This window comes from Blastococcus carthaginiensis (genome assembly GCF_030731085.1).
GTDB classification, from domain to species: domain Bacteria; phylum Actinomycetota; class Actinomycetes; order Mycobacteriales; family Geodermatophilaceae; genus Blastococcus; species Blastococcus carthaginiensis.
Map to the genome: position 1 here is coordinate 42,426 of NZ_JASNFN010000013.1, position 15,452 is coordinate 57,877.

General features: G+C 73.8%; 12 protein-coding genes. 10 read left to right on the forward strand and 2 right to left on the reverse strand.

The window, feature by feature from the left end:
- Window positions 1-4: 4 nt before the first annotated feature.
- Window positions 5-1,483, forward strand: a complete 1,479-nt coding sequence (gene miaB / locus QOZ88_RS12540) for a tRNA (N6-isopentenyl adenosine(37)-C2)-methylthiotransferase MiaB (RefSeq protein WP_306000089.1) — start codon at window positions 5-7, stop codon at window positions 1,481-1,483.
- Window positions 1,484-1,556: 73 nt separating this feature from the next.
- On the opposite strand, the gene QOZ88_RS12545 is transcribed toward miaB, so the two are convergent.
- Window positions 1,557-3,023: a DUF349 domain-containing protein gene (locus QOZ88_RS12545; protein ID WP_306000090.1), complete on the reverse strand. Its 1,467-nt coding sequence runs from the start codon at window positions 3,021-3,023 to the stop codon at window positions 1,557-1,559.
- 40 nt (window positions 3,024-3,063) lie between these two features.
- Between QOZ88_RS12545 and QOZ88_RS12550 the strand changes: the two genes are divergently transcribed.
- The 6 genes from QOZ88_RS12550 to QOZ88_RS12575 all read left to right on the forward strand — a co-directional run bounded on the left by QOZ88_RS12550 (window position 3,064) and on the right by QOZ88_RS12575 (window position 9,058).
- A complete protein-coding gene (locus tag QOZ88_RS12550; RefSeq protein WP_306000091.1) occupies window positions 3,064-3,789 on the forward strand; it encodes a class III extradiol ring-cleavage dioxygenase family protein in 726 nt (241 codons plus the stop codon).
- Complete coding sequence (gene miaA, locus QOZ88_RS12555) at window positions 3,786-4,742, forward strand: tRNA (adenosine(37)-N6)-dimethylallyltransferase MiaA (protein ID WP_306000092.1); 957 nt, start codon at window positions 3,786-3,788, stop codon at window positions 4,740-4,742. The genes QOZ88_RS12550 and miaA overlap by 4 nt, the downstream gene beginning before the upstream one ends.
- The gene (dapF, locus tag QOZ88_RS12560; RefSeq protein ID WP_306000093.1) at window positions 4,739-5,611 is read left to right on the forward strand and encodes a diaminopimelate epimerase; all 873 of its coding nucleotides are present in this window, start codon (window positions 4,739-4,741) and stop codon (window positions 5,609-5,611) included. Before miaA ends, dapF begins: the two co-directional genes overlap by 4 nt.
- A gap of 172 nt (window positions 5,612-5,783) precedes the next feature.
- A complete protein-coding gene (hflX, locus tag QOZ88_RS12565) occupies window positions 5,784-7,247 on the forward strand; it encodes a GTPase HflX (protein WP_306000094.1) in 1,464 nt (487 codons plus the stop codon).
- Between the two features lie 58 nt (window positions 7,248-7,305).
- Window positions 7,306-8,028, forward strand: coding sequence for a phosphatase PAP2 family protein (locus tag QOZ88_RS12570; protein WP_306000095.1), 723 nt, complete (start codon window positions 7,306-7,308; stop codon window positions 8,026-8,028).
- Window positions 8,000-9,058, forward strand: a complete 1,059-nt coding sequence (locus QOZ88_RS12575; RefSeq protein WP_306000096.1) for an SMP-30/gluconolactonase/LRE family protein — start codon at window positions 8,000-8,002, stop codon at window positions 9,056-9,058. Before QOZ88_RS12570 ends, QOZ88_RS12575 begins: the two co-directional genes overlap by 29 nt.
- A 3-nt stretch (window positions 9,059-9,061) precedes the next feature.
- Here the strand turns inward: QOZ88_RS12575 and lexA are convergent, their stop codons facing one another.
- The gene (lexA, locus tag QOZ88_RS12580) at window positions 9,062-9,826 is read right to left on the reverse strand and encodes a transcriptional repressor LexA (RefSeq protein WP_306000097.1); all 765 of its coding nucleotides are present in this window, start codon (window positions 9,824-9,826) and stop codon (window positions 9,062-9,064) included.
- Window positions 9,827-10,031: 205 nt separating this feature from the next.
- Between lexA and QOZ88_RS12585 the strand changes: the two genes are divergently transcribed.
- The 3 genes from QOZ88_RS12585 to QOZ88_RS12595 all read left to right on the forward strand — a co-directional run bounded on the left by QOZ88_RS12585 (window position 10,032) and on the right by QOZ88_RS12595 (window position 15,411).
- The gene (locus QOZ88_RS12585; protein WP_306000098.1) at window positions 10,032-10,547 is read left to right on the forward strand and encodes a LysM peptidoglycan-binding domain-containing protein; all 516 of its coding nucleotides are present in this window, start codon (window positions 10,032-10,034) and stop codon (window positions 10,545-10,547) included.
- Window positions 10,548-11,865: 1,318 nt separating this feature from the next.
- Window positions 11,866-12,387, forward strand: a complete 522-nt coding sequence (gene nrdR / locus QOZ88_RS12590) for a transcriptional regulator NrdR (RefSeq protein ID WP_306000099.1) — start codon at window positions 11,866-11,868, stop codon at window positions 12,385-12,387.
- Between the two features lie 144 nt (window positions 12,388-12,531).
- Window positions 12,532-15,411, forward strand: coding sequence for a vitamin B12-dependent ribonucleotide reductase (locus QOZ88_RS12595; protein ID WP_306000100.1), 2,880 nt, complete (start codon window positions 12,532-12,534; stop codon window positions 15,409-15,411).
- Window positions 15,412-15,452: the final 41 nt, after the last annotated feature.

Consider the following 15,452-nt stretch of genomic DNA (forward strand, 5'->3'; position numbering starts at 1 on the left):
TGATATGAGCACCGCAGCCGACAGCCCCGCCCGCACCTACCGGGTGCGCACCTACGGGTGCCAGATGAACGTGCACGACTCCGAGCGGCTCTCCGGCCTCCTGGAGGCGGCCGGCTACACCGCCGCCGCGGACGGGGACGACGCCGACGTCGTCGTCCTCAACACCTGCGCGGTGCGGGAGAACGCCGACAACCGGCTGTACGGCAACCTCGGGCACCTGCGCCCGGTCAAGGACGCCCGCCCCGGCATGCAGATCGCCGTCGGGGGCTGCCTGGCGCAGAAGGACCGCGGCGAGATCGTGCGGCGCGCGCCCTGGGTCGACGTCGTCTTCGGGACGCACAACGTCGGCTCGCTGCCCGCCCTGCTCGACCGCGCGCGGCACAACGCCGAGGCGCAGGTGGAGATCGTCGAGGCGCTCGAGGTCTTCCCGTCCACGCTGCCCGCGAAGCGGGACTCGGCCCACTCCGGGTGGGTGTCGATCAGCGTCGGCTGCAACAACACCTGCACGTTCTGCATCGTCCCGGCGCTGCGCGGCAAGGAGAAGGACCGCCGCCCCGGCGAGATCCTGGCCGAGGTGCAGGCGCTGGTCGACCAGGGCGTGCTCGAGGTGACCCTTCTCGGCCAGAACGTCAACAGCTACGGCAGCGACTTCGGCGACCGCGGCGCGTTCGCCGACCTGCTGCGGGCGACCGGGCGCATCCAGGGGCTCGAGCGGATCCGGTTCACCAGCCCGCACCCGGCGATGTTCACCGACGACGTCATCGCCGCGATGGCCGAGACACCGGCGGTCTGCCACCAGCTGCACATGCCGCTGCAGTCGGGGTCGGACGACGTGCTCAAGCGGATGCGCCGCGCCTACCGGCAGGAGCGCTACCTCGGGATCATCGACCGGGTCCGCGCCGCCATGCCCGACGCCGCGATCACCACCGACATCATCGTGGGCTTCCCGGGCGAGACCGAGGAGGACTTCCAGCAGACGCTGGAGGTGGTCCGGCGCGCCCGGTTCGCCAGCGCCTTCACCTTCCAGTACTCCAAGCGCCCGGGGACGCCGGCCGCGGAGATGGACGGGCAGCTGCCCAAGGAGGTCGTGCAGGAGCGCTACCTCCGGCTCACCGCGCTGCAGGACGAGATCAGCTGGGACGAGAACCGGAAGCTGGTCGGCCGGCAGGTCGAGCTGCTCGTCGCGGCGGGGGAGGGGAGCAAGGACGCCGCGCGCGGCCGGCTCTCCGGCCGGGCCCGCGACGGGCGCCTCGTGCACTTCACGGCCGCCGACGGGGTGCGGCCGGGCGACGTCGTCGAGACCGTCGTCACCCAGGCCGCGCCGCACCACCTCGTGGCCGACGGCCCGCTGCTGTCCCACCGGCGCACCCGGGCCGGGGACGCTTCGGAGGTAGGGCGGAAGCCCACGACGCCGGGCGTCTCGCTCGGCATGCCGCAGATCGGCGTCCCCGCCCCGCTGCCGGTGCTCACGTCCGGCTGCTGAACCGGGGGCATAGGAAGCTTTACCTACGGGATCGCGGGCAGAAGCGCAGGTAAAGCTTCCTATGCCTGGGTGCCTACCGGCGGGCGGACTTCTCCGCCTCGGCGAGCCACTCTCGGCGGGTCGCCAGGTTGGCCTGCGCCTCGTCGATCCGGCGCTCGTCGCCCGCGGCCTCGGCCTTGGCCAGCTGCTCCTCGGCCTTGGTGACGGCGGCCCGCATCGAGGCGACCATCGGGTTCTCCGGGGCCGTGCGCACCCGGCCGGCGTCGGCGGCGCCGCGGACCTTCTGCTCCACGGCCGTCATGCGGTCCTCGAGCTGGCGCATGACCGCGCGCGGCACGTGCCCGATGGCGTCGTAGCGCTCCTGGATCTTCCGCAGCGCGTTCTGCGCCCCCCGCAGGTCCTTGCCCGGGTCGAGCTGCTCGGCCTCGGCCAGCAGCTCCTCCTTCGCCTGCTGGTTGGCGACCTGCTCGGCGTCGCGCGCCTTGTCCTGCTCGGCGCGGGCGCTGAAGAAGACGTCCTGCGCGGCCCGGAACTGCTTCCACAGGTCGTCGTCGCCGTCCCGGCCGGTGCGCGGCACGGCCTTCCAGCGGTCCATCAGCGAGCGCATCGCAGCGCTGGTGGGGCCCCACTCGGTCGACGTCGACAGCCGCTGCGCCTCGGTGATCAGCTCCTGCTTGGCCGCGCGGGCCTCGCCGCGCTGGGCGTCGAGCTGCGCGAAGTGGGCGCCGCGGCGGCGGCCGAAGGCGTCCCGGGCGGCGGCGAAGCGCTGCCACAGCGCGTCGTCGGTCTTCCGGTCGATGCCGCGGATGGTCTTCCACTCCTCGACGATCGCCTTGAGGCGGTCGCCGGCGGCCTTCCAGGACGTCGACTCGGCGGCGATCTGCTCGGCCTCGGCCGCCAGCGCCTCCTTGCGCGCCACCTGCGCCGCACGGGCGGCGGCCTTCTCGGCCCGGTACTCCACGGCGGCGGCCTCGGCGGTCGCCACCATGGCGCGGGCCCGGGCGGCGAGGCCCTCCAGGTCACCGACGGCGGCGGCGGCCGGGATCGACCCGGCCAGCCCCTCCGCCTTGGCCTTGATCTCCGCCGGGTTGCCGGTGTGCGCCTTGAGCCGCGCCTCGAGCAGGGCCACCTCGGTGGCGAGGTCGTCGTAGCGGCGGCCGTAGTGGGCCAGTCCCGCCGCGGCGTCCCCGGCCTGCCAGGAGCCGACCTCGCGCTCGCCGTCGGCGGTGCGGACGAAGACGGTGCCCTGCTCGTCCACGCGGCCCCACTGCGCCGGGTCGCTGACCACGGTCTCCACCGGGGCGGCGGGCGGCGCCGGAGCGGGCGCCGGTGAGGGGACCGCCGGCGGTTCCGGCTCCCCGGCGGGGTCGGGGAGCGCCGCGTCCGCGGGCGCCGGCGCCGCCGGCGTACCGGCCGCGGGGGTCACCGCGTCGGAGCCGCCGGTCGGCGTCGCCACCTCGGGGGCGGGGGTCTCGGTGATCTCCGCAATCGGCGGAGCGGCCTGTTGCACCCCGTTGCCGGGGTCGTCCGTGCTCGACACGTCCGGCAGTGTCCCACGTCGCATCGGCGACACTGTTGCCGTGACCTCTCTCCCCGGCGGTGTCCCGGCCCGGGCGCATCGTCCGTCGGCCGCCGTCGCGTTCTGCCCGTGCCCGCCGCTGCTGGTCCCGGCGGTGGAGGGGCGGCCCTCGCCGGAGACCGCGGCCCTGCGGGCGGCCTGCGTCGAGGCGGTCACCGCGCTGCTCGGCGCCCGGACGGAGGTGGTCGTGGTCGTCGGTCCGGGCCCGGTGCCGGGGGAGCGGTTCGGCGCCGGGGACAGCGGCGACCTCCGCGGCTTCGGCGTCGACCTCGAGCTGCCCTTCGACGGCCGGCCGCGGCCGGGCGGGCACCGGCTGCCGACGGCGCACGCGGTGGGCGCCTGGTTGCTCGACCAGATGGCGTTCGCCGGCACCCGCCTCGGCGTCGGCCCGGCCGACGTGGGGCAGCTGCTGCGCGACCTGCCGCCCACGGTCGGCGTGCTGGCGATGGGCGACGGTTCGGCGCGGCGCACGGTCAAGGCCCCCGGCTACCTCGACCCGGCCGCCGAGCCGTTCGACGCCGCCGTCGCGACCGCCCTCGCCACGGGGGACGCCGCCGCGCTGGCGGCGCTGGACCCGGGGGACGGGGAACGCCTGCTCGCCGCCGGGGTGCCGGTCTGGCGCGCGGTGGGAGCCGCGCTCGCCGGCCGGCACGTCACCGCCCGGCTGCGCCACGACGCCGCACCGTTCGGGGTGGGTTACCCGGTCGCCGACTGGGTGGTGGCGTGAGCGGAGCGTCCCGCGGCAGCGAACCTGTGGCACCGACCGCGCCGCCGGTCGTCGCGGTCGTCGGTCCGACGGCCACCGGCAAGACCGCGCTCGCCGTCGAGCTGGCTCGGCGGCTGGGCGGCGAGGTGGTCAACGCCGACTCGATGCAGCTCTACCGCGGCATGGACATCGGCACCGCCAAGCCCGACCTGGCCGAGCGCGGCGGGGTGCCACACCACCTGCTCGACCTCTGGCACGTGCGCGAGCCCGCGTCGGTGGCCGGGTACCGCCGCCGCGCGCGGACCGAGATCGACCGGCTGCGGGCGGCCGGCCGGGTGCCGCTGCTGGTCGGCGGCTCGGGGCTGTACGTGCGCGCCGTCCTCGACGAGCTGGACTTCCCGGGCACCGACCCGGCGGTGCGCGCCCGGCTGGAGGCCGAACTCGCCGCCGAGGGGCCGGCCGCGCTGCACGCCCGGCTCGCCGCGCTCGACCCCGCGGCCGCCGCGGCCGTCCTGCCGAGCAACGGACGGCGGATCGTGCGCGCCCTGGAGGTCATCGAGCTGACCGGCGGCCCGTTCCGCGCCGAACTGCCCGAGCCGCGCCCGCACTACCCGGCCGTGGTGCTGGGGCTGGACCGCGAACCCGCGGAGCTCGACGCCCGGGTCGCCGCACGGGTCGAGCGCATGTGGGCCGCGGGCTTCGTCGACGAGGTCGCGGCGCTGGCCGCCGACGGGCTCCGCGAGGGGCCGACGGCCTCGCGCGCGCTCGGCTACGCCCAGGTGCTGGCGCAGTTCGACGGCGTCCTGTCCGCCGAGGAGGCGCGCGAGCGCACCGTCACCACGACCCGCCGGTTCGTCCGCCGGCAGCGCTCCTGGTTCCGCCGGGACGCCACCACGACGTGGTTCGACGCGGCGCGGACCGACCTGGCCGACGCCGCGGCCGCGCTGATCACCGCGCCTACGATCGACCGGTGACCTCCCCGCCCCGCGTGCTCGTCGGCCACGGCACCGAGAACGACTTCGTCGTCCTGCCCGACCCCGAGGGCGACGTGTGGGCCGGCGACCGCCTGGACGCCGCGATGGTCCAGCGGCTGTGCGAGCGCCGGGCCGGCCTGGGCGGGGACGGCGTGCTGCGGCTGGTGCGCAGCGTGCACGTGCCCGATGCGGCGGACGCGCTGGGCGACGACCTCGGCCGCTGCGAGTGGTTCATGGACCACCGCAACGCCGACGGCTCCTACGCCGAGATGTGCGGCAACGGCATCCGGCTGTTCCTGCACGCGCTGGTCGCCGAGGGACTCGTCGACCGCCAGACCTGCACCGACGGTCTGCTGGTGGGCACTCGCGGGGGCGCCCGGCGGGTCGGCGCCGGCGCCGACGGCGGCTACTGGGTGGACATGGGCCCCGCCCGCCCCTTCGGCGAGGGCTCGGCGGAGCTCGACGGCCGGACCTTCGACGGCGTCGCGGTCAGCATGGGCAACCCCCACCTGGCCTGCCTCACCGACGTGCCCGTCGAGCAGCTCGACCTGACCGGCACGCCCGCGTTCGACCCGGCGCTGTTCCCCGAGGGGGTCAACGTCGAGATCGTCAACGTCCTCGAGGCGGGCGCCCACGTGCGGCTGCGGGTCTCCGAGCGCGGGGTGGGGGAGACGCGGTCGTGCGGGACCGGCGCGTGCGCCGCGGCCTACGCGGCGCTGCGGGCCGAGGGCGCGACCGAGGGCACGGTCGTCGTCGACGTCCCCGGCGGCCGCCTGTCGGTGCGCGTGACGTCCGCGACGACGGTGCTCAGCGGCCCGGCCGTCCTGGTCTCGGCCGGCGTCCTGTGCCCGGAGTGGCTGCAGGGCTGACCCCGGTCACCGGGGCCGGCGCCGGCCGGCCCAGGAGCGTCCGGGCACGGCCGTCCGCCACCCCCGTGCCGCCACCCGCCGTCGGTCGGGATGCATGCGGACGGCTCGTGCGTTGCACAAGGCGATGACAACTCAGGTGCTTTCGCCGAAGGACCGTGCCACGCTGGAGACGATGACGACCGCCCCCGATGCCCTGCCCGTCGACGAGCATGCCGAGCTCGAGACCCGCCCTGCCCCTGCCGGGCGGTGGGGCGAGGCCGACGAAACGACCGGCTCCTACGCGCTCGAGGCGCGCGGCGCGCTGCGCCGGGTGGCCGGCCTCTCCACCGAGCTCGCCGACGTCACCGAGGTCGAGTACCGGCAGCTGCGGCTCGAGCGGGTCGTGCTCGTCGGGGTGTGGACCGAGGGCACCCAGGCCGACGCCGACCGTTCGCTGGCCGAGCTCGCCGCCCTCGCCGAGACGGCCGGCTCGCAGGTGCTCGAGGCCGTCAGCCAGCGCCGCGACAAGCCCGACGCCGCCACCTACGTCGGCTCGGGCAAGGCGGCCGAGATCCGCGACATCGTGGCCGCGACCGGCGCCGACACCGTGATCTGCGACGGCGAGCTCACGCCCGGCCAGCTCAACCAGCTGGAGAAGGTGCTCAAGGTCAAGGTGGTCGACCGGACCGCGCTGATCCTCGACATCTTCGCCCAGCACGCGACCAGCCGGGAGGGCAAGGCCCAGGTCGAGCTGGCCCAGATGCAGTACATGCTGCCGCGGCTGCGCGGCTGGGGTGAGTCCATGTCCCGGCAGGCCGGTGGTCGCGTCGCCGGCGGTGGCGGCATCGGTACCCGCGGGCCGGGTGAGACGAAGATCGAGACCGACCGCCGGCGCATCCGTGCCCGGGTGAGCAAGCTGCGGCGCGAGATCGCCGGCATGGCGACCGCCCGGGCGACCCAGCGGGCCAGCCGCGGCCGCAACGCCGTGCCGAGCGTGGCGATCGCGGGCTACACCAACGCCGGGAAGTCCAGCCTGCTCAACCAGCTGACCGGTGCAGGCGTGCTGGTGGAGAACGCGCTGTTCGCCACCCTCGACCCGACGGTCCGCCGCGCGCAGTCCCCCGACGGCCGGGAGTACACGCTCACCGACACCGTCGGCTTCGTGCGCCACCTGCCGCACCAGCTCGTCGACGCGTTCCGCTCCACGCTGGAGGAGGTGGCCGCGGCCGACCTGCTCCTGCACGTCGTCGACGGCTCCGACCCCGACCCGCTCGGCCAGATCGATGCCGTGCGCGTGGTGCTGGGCGAGATCGACGCGGCCGCGGTGCCCGAGCTGATCGTCGTCAACAAGGTCGACGCGATGAGCGAGGAGGACGTCCTCATGCTCCGCCAGGCCCTGCCGGGTGCCGTCTGGGTGTCCGCGCGCACGGGGATCGGCATCGACACCCTGCGCCGGCTGGTGGCCGAGCGGCTCCCGCACCCCGACGTCGACGTCGACGTGCTCGTGCCCTACGGGCGCGGTGACCTGGTGGCCCGGGTGCACCGCGACGGCGAGGTGCTCGGCGAGCTCCACGAGGCCGGCGGGACACGGCTCACGGCCCGGGTCGACGGCGCTCTGGCAGCGCTGCTCGAGGAGTTCGCGGTCCCGGTGGGCTGAGCGCGACGCGTCGACCGTCGCGGATCACGATCCGGTCACGGGCCGGTACCGTGGCGGCGTGACCAGAGGCGCGGTGCGGGTGATCGATGCACCGCGCGCCGCCCCCGTCGTCCCGGTCGGCCGTCCGCCGTGGTGGCTGGTCGTCGCGGCGCTGCTGGTCGGTGTGCTGCTCTCGGCCGACCTGCTCGCCCACGGCCCGTCCGAGCGGCTGGACCTGCGGGTGTCCGAGATCGTCAGCGACTGGGGGCTGCGGGACACCACCGGCTACCCGGCGGTCTGGGTGGTCACCCAGATCGGCGGGCGCGTGACGATCCTCGTCGTGCTCGCCATCCTGATCGGCTACCTCTTCTGGCGGCGGGGGGCCTGGCTGCCGGCCGCCCGGGTGCTCCTCGCCCTGGGGCTGCTGACCGCCGGGGTCTACGCGATCAAGCACGGCCTCGGCCGCACGGCCCCGGCGTTTCCCGGGTCCTACTTCTTCCACTCCGACGGCGTCTCGTTCCCCTCGGGTCATGTCGCCAACGCGGTGCTCATGTGGGGTGTCGCCCGATGGCAGGCGGTCGAGTACGGCCTGCCGGCCGCGGTGCAGCGGACCTTCTGGTGGCTGAGCGTGGTCGGGCCGGTCGCCACCGGCGTGGCCATGGTGTCGCTGGACTTCCACTGGATCACCGACGCGGTCGTGGGCGCAGCCGTCGGGATCGTCCTGTTGGGCGTGGTTCATGCACTGGACGAGATGGTTCTGTCACGCTGGGTACGTGCCCGAGCAGGCCGTCCCCGTTCCTGACCGCGCCCGGAGGTGCCGGCTCGTCGTCGCGAGCACCCTGGTCGGCGGCGCGGTCGTGCTCGCTCCCGCTCCGGCTCTCGCGGAGGCGCCGCCCCCCGCGCCGGCGCCGGAGGTCCGGTGCGCGATCACCGACCCACGGCTCGCCGAGCTCTCGGGGCTGGTGGTCGTGGGGGAGCAGATGCTCGCGCTCAACGACGGCGGCGAGCAGGTCACCGTCCACGGGCTGGACTCCTCGTGCGCGGTCGTCGACGTCCAGACCGGGGAGGTCGACCCCTTCGACCCCGAGGACCTCGGCGTGGCGCCCGACGGGAGCGTCTGGGTGGCCGACATCGGGGACAACGGCTCCGTCCGCCCGACCGTGGCGCTGCACGTCCTGCGACCCGACGGCACGACGGCGCTGCACCGGCTGACCTACCCCGACGGCGCGCACGACGCCGAGGCGCTGCTCCTGGCGCCGGACGGGACGCCGTACGTCGTCACCAAGGAGGTCCTCGGGGCCAGCGGCGTCTACCGTCCCGCCGCAGCGCTGGTGGACGGCGGCACGGTGCCGATGGAGCGGGTGGGGTCGGTGAACGTCACGCTGACCGGGACCCCGGGCGGCCCGGTGGGCCGGGCCGGGCAGCTTCTGATCACCGGCGGTGCGGTCGCGGCGGACGGAAGCGCCCTGGCGCTCCGCACCTACACCGACGCCTACGTCTGGCCCCTGACCGGATCCGACGTCGTCGGCGCGCTGGCCGGGGAGCCGGTGCGGGTGGCGCTGCCGGAGTCACCCCAGGGCGAGGCCATCAGCTTCACGGCCGACAACCAGGCGCTGGTGGTCGCCAGCGAAGGTCTGCCCAGCGCCGTCACCGTGGTGCCCGTGCCGGCCCGGGCTGCCGCGTCGGGCCCGGCGCCCGCGGAGGTGCCGCTCCCATCCTTCGCCGAGCTGACCACCGGCTCGGATCGGTCGCCCATCGCCGCGGCCCTGATCGCGGCGACCGTGGCGACCGTCGTGGTCTGGCTGACCGGACGGCTGCGCCGCCGGCCCTGAGGGTCAGACCCGGCGCAGAACGCTGACGACCCGGCCGAGGATCGTCGCCTCGTCGCCCGGGATGGGCTCGTACGCCGGGTTGTGCGGCAGCAGCCACACGTGGCCGTCGCGCCGCTTGTAGGTCTTGACCGTCGCCTCGCCGTCGATCATCGCGGCGACGATCTCGCCGTTCTCGGCAGTGGGCTGCTGGCGGACGACGACCCAGTCGCCGTCGCAGATCGCGGCCTCGACCATCGAGTCGCCGGCCACCTTGAGCATGAAGACCGTTCCCTCGCCGACGAGCTCGCGGGGCAGCGGGAAGACGTCCTCCACCGCCTGCTCGGCCAGCACCGGCCCACCGGCGGCGATCCGGCCGACGAGCGGGACGTAGGTCGGGGCGGAGGCCCGCTCGCCGTCGCCGACCACGGGCGGCTCGACGTGGGCGGCCGTGCTGCGGCCGGCATCCCCCGGCAGCCGGACGTCGAGTGCGCGCGGGCGGTTGGGGTCGCGCCGCAGCCACCCCTTCTTCTGCAGGACCGAGAGCTGGTGGGCGACCGAGGACGCCGACGACAGCCCCACGGCCTCGCCGATCTCGCGGACCGAGGGCGGGTAGCCCCGGCGGTCGATCGAGTCGCGGATCACCTCGAGGACGCGCCGCTGGCGCTGGGTGAGGCCGTCACCGTCGGCCGTGCGATCGGGGAACGCCCGCACCGAGGCGGTACCGCTCGCATCGGGGGCTGCCGCCCGGGTGCCTCGCCCGCCGCCGGAGGTCCCGTTCGAGTCCGCCACGTCTCCTCCTCGCCGGCTGCCCGTGCAGCGCTCGCCCGTCGTCGTCGCGTGAACGGTAGCGCTGATCGCCGACCAGTTCAAACACACGTTCGAAAGTTCTCCGTGTCGCATCGCTTCTGTCGGTCGCTTCCGGTAGACATCGGACAGGCGTTCGAATCGAACAAGTGTTCGGGCCGGCGAGGTGTCGGTCGGGAGGGCAGGAAGCATGAACAGCGGTGCTGCGCTGCGGGTCCGCGGAGAGATGTCGGCCGATGTGTGCGGGGGGCGGTCCGCGACCGCGCCCGCCCGGCACCTCAGGGTGCTGCCGCCGCCCCGCGCCTACGCAGATGCCGTCGCACCTCGCGCCGATCCGGGGCTGCCGGGCGACGGGGTGGCGCGGGTCCGGCAGTCGGCGACCGGTCGTCCGGCGACCGGTCCGGCGGCGGAGTCGCTGCCCCCGCTCCGGTTGACGGCACGGGGGCGGCGCGTGGTCGCGGTGGTCGTGCTGCTCCTCGGCCTGGGTGTCGTCGCGCTGGGCGGCGCCGTCCTCGGCGAGGACGGTGACGCGCTCGAGCTCATGGGGACGACCAAGGTCATCGTGGAGCCGGGTGACACGCTGTGGTCCATCGCGGGTGCGGCGGCCGGGGGGCGGGACGTGCGCGACGTCGTCGTCGACATCCGGCAGCTGAACCGGCTCCAGAGCGCTGCGATCAGGCCCGGCCAGGTGCTGGTGCTGCCCTGATCCACCCCGGCGTGCGCACTCCGGTGGGCCGCAACGAGAGGTTTACAAGCTCGGTCGCCGACTTCGTCAACCCTCCGTGTGGGTGTGTTCACGGTCCGTGCTCGCCGCCCGCTTACGGTCACTGGGTGTTCAGCGTCATGGAGAACCGCGCCGCGGTGTTCACCCGTCAGCCCCAGGTCGTCGAGGTCCACCAGGCAGGGGCCTGGCGGGCGGGGGAGCTGCTGGGGTGGCGGCACGATGACGCGGGTGCGTGCCAGATGTGGGTCCGGGTCGTGTCGGACGGTGTCGAGCAGATGACGTGGACCGAACTGGCCGCGGTACGGCTGCCGGAGCCCGCGTCCTCGGCCCCGCCCCCCGCGACGCAGGCGGTGCCTGCGCAAGCGGCCGCCATGCCGGGAGCTGCTCCGTCGACGGACCCTGACGCGACGGCCAGCCTCCCGCTGGTGCGGGACAGTCGTGGGGCCCAGTCGGCCGCCTCTCGCACGGGCGGCCGTCGACGCGCGCCCGAGAGCGACGCGGTTCAGGGGGTGACGGCCTCGTCCGCGCCGGCGGCCCCGGCCGGTCGCCACCGGGCTCCGGCGACCGCGCCGAGTCCCGTGGTCGGTCGGCACCGTGCTGCCGACACCGATCACCTCCGCCCCGTCGACGCGGGTGTGCCGGCGACCGCCCGAAGCAGCCGGCCGGGCGGCAGAGGGGTGCCCGCCGCGCATTCCGCCCATCCGGTCGAGAGGCGTGCGGTCAGGCACGGCTGGACGCCTCCCGCAGACCTCGAGCCCGAGCTGCTCACCCGGCCGATGCGCCTGAGCGACCAGGTGCCGCACGCACGGCGCCCTCGGGTGGGCGGCTCCGTCCGCGCCTGACGGATCAGCGCGGCCCTCGGTGGTGCCGCACCTCCCGCGGTGCTCTCCGCCGCCGACGCCCGTGGGTGGCGGCGGCCGTGGCGAGCGTGGAACTCGCGCCGGGGTCGGTGGGGGGAGAGGTGCAGCGGTGTCATCGCGCGCTTCTTCGGTGTCGCCGCGGGCAGTTCCTCGGGGCCCGGTCGGGTCGACTCCCGGCGTGTCGTCGCGGTGCTCCTGTGACGGCTGGGGGCCGCTGTTCCGCCTGCGTACCGCAGTGTCGGGGTGGAACACGCCGAGCAAACGATCACTTGCACATCTTGTGGGCGCCGTCCTAGGGTTCCCCTACATCTAGTAGTTACAGAGCTGTAAGCCCGTCCACAGGCCCGTCCTCAGGTTCTCCCCGTCGCGTCCACCGGATGTCCCCAGGGAGCTCCACAGGCAGCCGGTGAGGGGCTCGTCGGCGAAGGAGGTGAACCACCGTGCGTTGCCCGTTCTGCCACAACGCCGACAGCCGGGTCATCGACTCGCGCGAGGCCGACGAGGGCGCCACCACCCGGCGCCGTCGCTCGTGTCCGGCGTGCGGTCGGCGGTTCACCACCGTCGAGGAGGCGGTGCTCGCCGTCGTCAAGCGCAACGGCGTCAGCGAGCCGTTCAACCGCAGCAAGGTCGTCGCCGGCGTCCGGCGGGCCTGCCAGGGCCGGCCGGTCGACGAGGACCAGCTCAAGCTCCTCGCCCAGCAGGTCGAGGACGCCATCCGCGCCAGCGGTGCCGCGGAGGTGCCGAGCAACGAGGTCGGCCTGGCCATCCTCGGTCCGCTGCGCGAGCTCGACGAGGTCGCCTACCTCCGGTTCGCCAGCGTCTACCGCTCCTTCACCTCGGTGGCCGATTTCGAGCGGGAGATCGCCGAGCTCAAGGCCCGGCAGTCCGGCGCGCCGCCGGGGGAGACGGGCCCGCCCGCGCCCCGGCAGCCGGTCCCGTCCGGCAGCTCCGCCGGCACCTGAGAACTGTCGGTGCCACCCGATAGACAGCAGTTCGAGCAGTTACCGATCGCGGCTCTTCCCCAGCCCCCGATCCGCCACCGCGCAGCACCACCGCGCAGCCCCGCGAAGCACCACGCGACACACGACCAGGGAGAGCTCCACACCATGACCGAGACCGACGACCGCGTGGCCGGCGCCCGCACCCGACGCAGCGCCAAGACGCCCGGCCGGGCCAAGGGCCTCAAGATCAAGCGCGTCTTCACCACCGCTGGTGTGCACCCGTACGACGAGGTGACCTGGGAGCGCCGCGACGTCGTCATGACCAACTGGCGGGACGGCTCGATCAACTTCGAGCAGCGCGGTGTCGAGTTCCCGGCCGAGTGGAGCATCAACGCCACCAACATCGTCACCACGAAGTACTTCCGCGGCGCTGTCGGCACCGCGCAGCGCGAGACCAGCCTGCGGCAGCTCATCGACCGGGTGGTGCTCACCTACACCGAGGCCGGCCGCGAGCACGGCTACTTCGCCACCGAGGGCGACGCCGAGATCTTCGAGCACGAGCTGACCTGGATGCTGCTGCACCAGTACTTCAGCTTCAACTCGCCCGTCTGGTTCAACGTCGGCACGAGCGCGCCTCAGCAGGTCAGCGCCTGCTTCATCCTCGCCGTCGACGACGAGATGGACTCGATCCTGAACTGGTACCGCGAGGAGGGCCTGATCTTCAAGGGCGGCTCCGGTGCCGGCCTGAACCTCTCCCGGATCCGCTCCTCCAAGGAGCTGCTCTCCTCCGGGGGCACCGCCTCCGGGCCGGTCTCCTTCATGCGCGGCGCCGACGCCTCCGCCGGCACCATCAAGTCCGGTGGTGCCACCCGCCGCGCGGCGAAGATGGTCGTCCTCGACATCGACCACCCCGACATCGAGGAGTTCATCGAGACCAAGGCGCGCGAGGAGGACAAGATCCGTGCGCTGCGCGACGCCGGGTACGACATGGACCTCGGCGGCAAGGACATCACCAGCGTCCAGTACCAGAACGCCAACAACTCGGTCCGCGTCTCGGACGAGTTCATGCGCGCGGTGGAGGAAGGCGACGAGTTCGGCCTCCGGGCCCGCCTCGACGGCTCGGTCATCGAGACCGTCGACGCCAAGTCGCTGTTCCGCAAGGTCACGCAGGCCGCGTGGGAGTGCGCCGACCCCGGCATCCAGTACGACGACACGATCAACGACTGGCACACCAACCCCGAGACCGGTCGCATCAACGCGTCCAACCCGTGCTCGGAGTACATGAGCCTGGACAACAGCTCGTGCAACCTGGCGTCGCTGAACCTCATGAAGTTCCTCAAGGACGACGGCACGTTCGACGCCAGGAACTTCGTGAAGGCCGTCGAGCTGGTCATCACCGCGATGGACATCTCGATCTGCTTCGCCGACTTCCCGACCGAGCCGATCGGTGAGACCACCCGGGCCTACCGCCAGCTGGGCATCGGCTACGCCAACCTCGGCGCCCTGCTCATGGCGACCGGCCACGCCTACGACTCGCGCGGTGGCCAGACGCTGGCCGCGGCCATCACCTCGCTGATGACCGGCACCGCCTACCGGCGCTCGGCCGAGCTCGCCGGCATCGTGGGCCCCTACGAGGGCTTCGCCCGCAACGCCGACGCCCACGCCCGCGTCATGCGCAAGCACGCCGCCGCCAACGACGCCGTCCGTCCCGTCGGCGCCGACGACGCCGATGTGCTGAAGGTCGCCACGCAGCAGTGGCAGGAGTGCCTGGAGATCGGCGCCGACAACGGCTGGCGGAACGCCCAGGCCTCGGTGCTGGCCCCCACCGGCACGATCGGCTTCATGATGGACTGCGACACGACCGGCATCGAGCCGGACTTCTCGCTGGTCAAGTTCAAGAAGCTGGTCGGCGGCGGCTCCATGCAGATCGTCAACCAGACGGTGCCGCGAGCGCTGCGCAGCCTGGGCTACCAGGAGGAGCAGATCGAGGCGATCGTCGAGTACATCGCCGAGCACGGCCACGTCGTCGACGCGCCGAGCCTGCGCCCCGAGCACTACGAGGTGTTCGACTGCGCCATGGGGGAGCGGGCCATCTCCCCGATGGGCCACGTCCGCATGATGGCCGCGGTTCAGCCCTTCATCTCCGGCGCGATCAGCAAGACGGTCAACATGCCGGAGACGGCGACCGTCGAGGACGTCGAGACGATCTACTTCCAGGGCTGGAAGATGGGTCTCAAGGCGCTGGCGATCTACCGCGACAACTGCAAGGTCGGCCAGCCCCTGTCGGGCGGGAAGGGCAAGAACGACGGCACCAAGGCCGAGGAGAAGGTCGAGGCGGCCGCGCCCAGCGCCCTGTCGCACCCGGTGCGCAAGCGGCTGCCGAAGAAGCGGACGAGCGTCACCACCTCGTTCAGCGTCGCCGGCGCCGAGGGCTACATGACCGCCGGGATGTACGAGGACGGCAGCCTCGGTGAGGTGTTCCTCAAGCTCGGCAAGCAGGGCTCGACCCTCGCCGGTGTCATGGACGCCTTCTCGATCGGCATCTCGCTGGCGCTGCAGCACGGCGTGCCGCTGGAGACCTACATCCAGAAGTTCACCAACATGCGCTTCGAGCCGGCCGGCATGACCGATGACCCGGACATCCGGATCGCCCAGTCGGTGATGGACTACATCTTCCGTCGCCTGGCGCTCGACCACCTGCCGGTGGAGAAGCGGGCCAACCTCGGCATCTTCACCGCCGAGGAGCGCGCGGCGCAGGTCTCCGGCTACGGGGCCTCGGCGTCGACGGCCACCGTGCAGGAGGATGAGGTCGACCTGGAGCAGCTGCGCGGCTCCGCGCCGATCGAGACCGCCAAGACGGACGAGAAGGTCACCCCCGAGGGGCCGAAGTCGGTCAAGGAGGCGCACTCCTCGGCCGAGCTGCTCGAGCTGGTCACCGGCACCGCCACCGACGCGCCGCTGTGCATGACCTGCGGCACGAAGATGCGTCCGGCCGGCAGCTGCTACGTCTGCGAGGGCTGCGGCTCCACCAGCGGCTGCAGCTGAGCACGGTCGTCCTGACCGCGTCCCGCAGCAGGGGCTGAGGT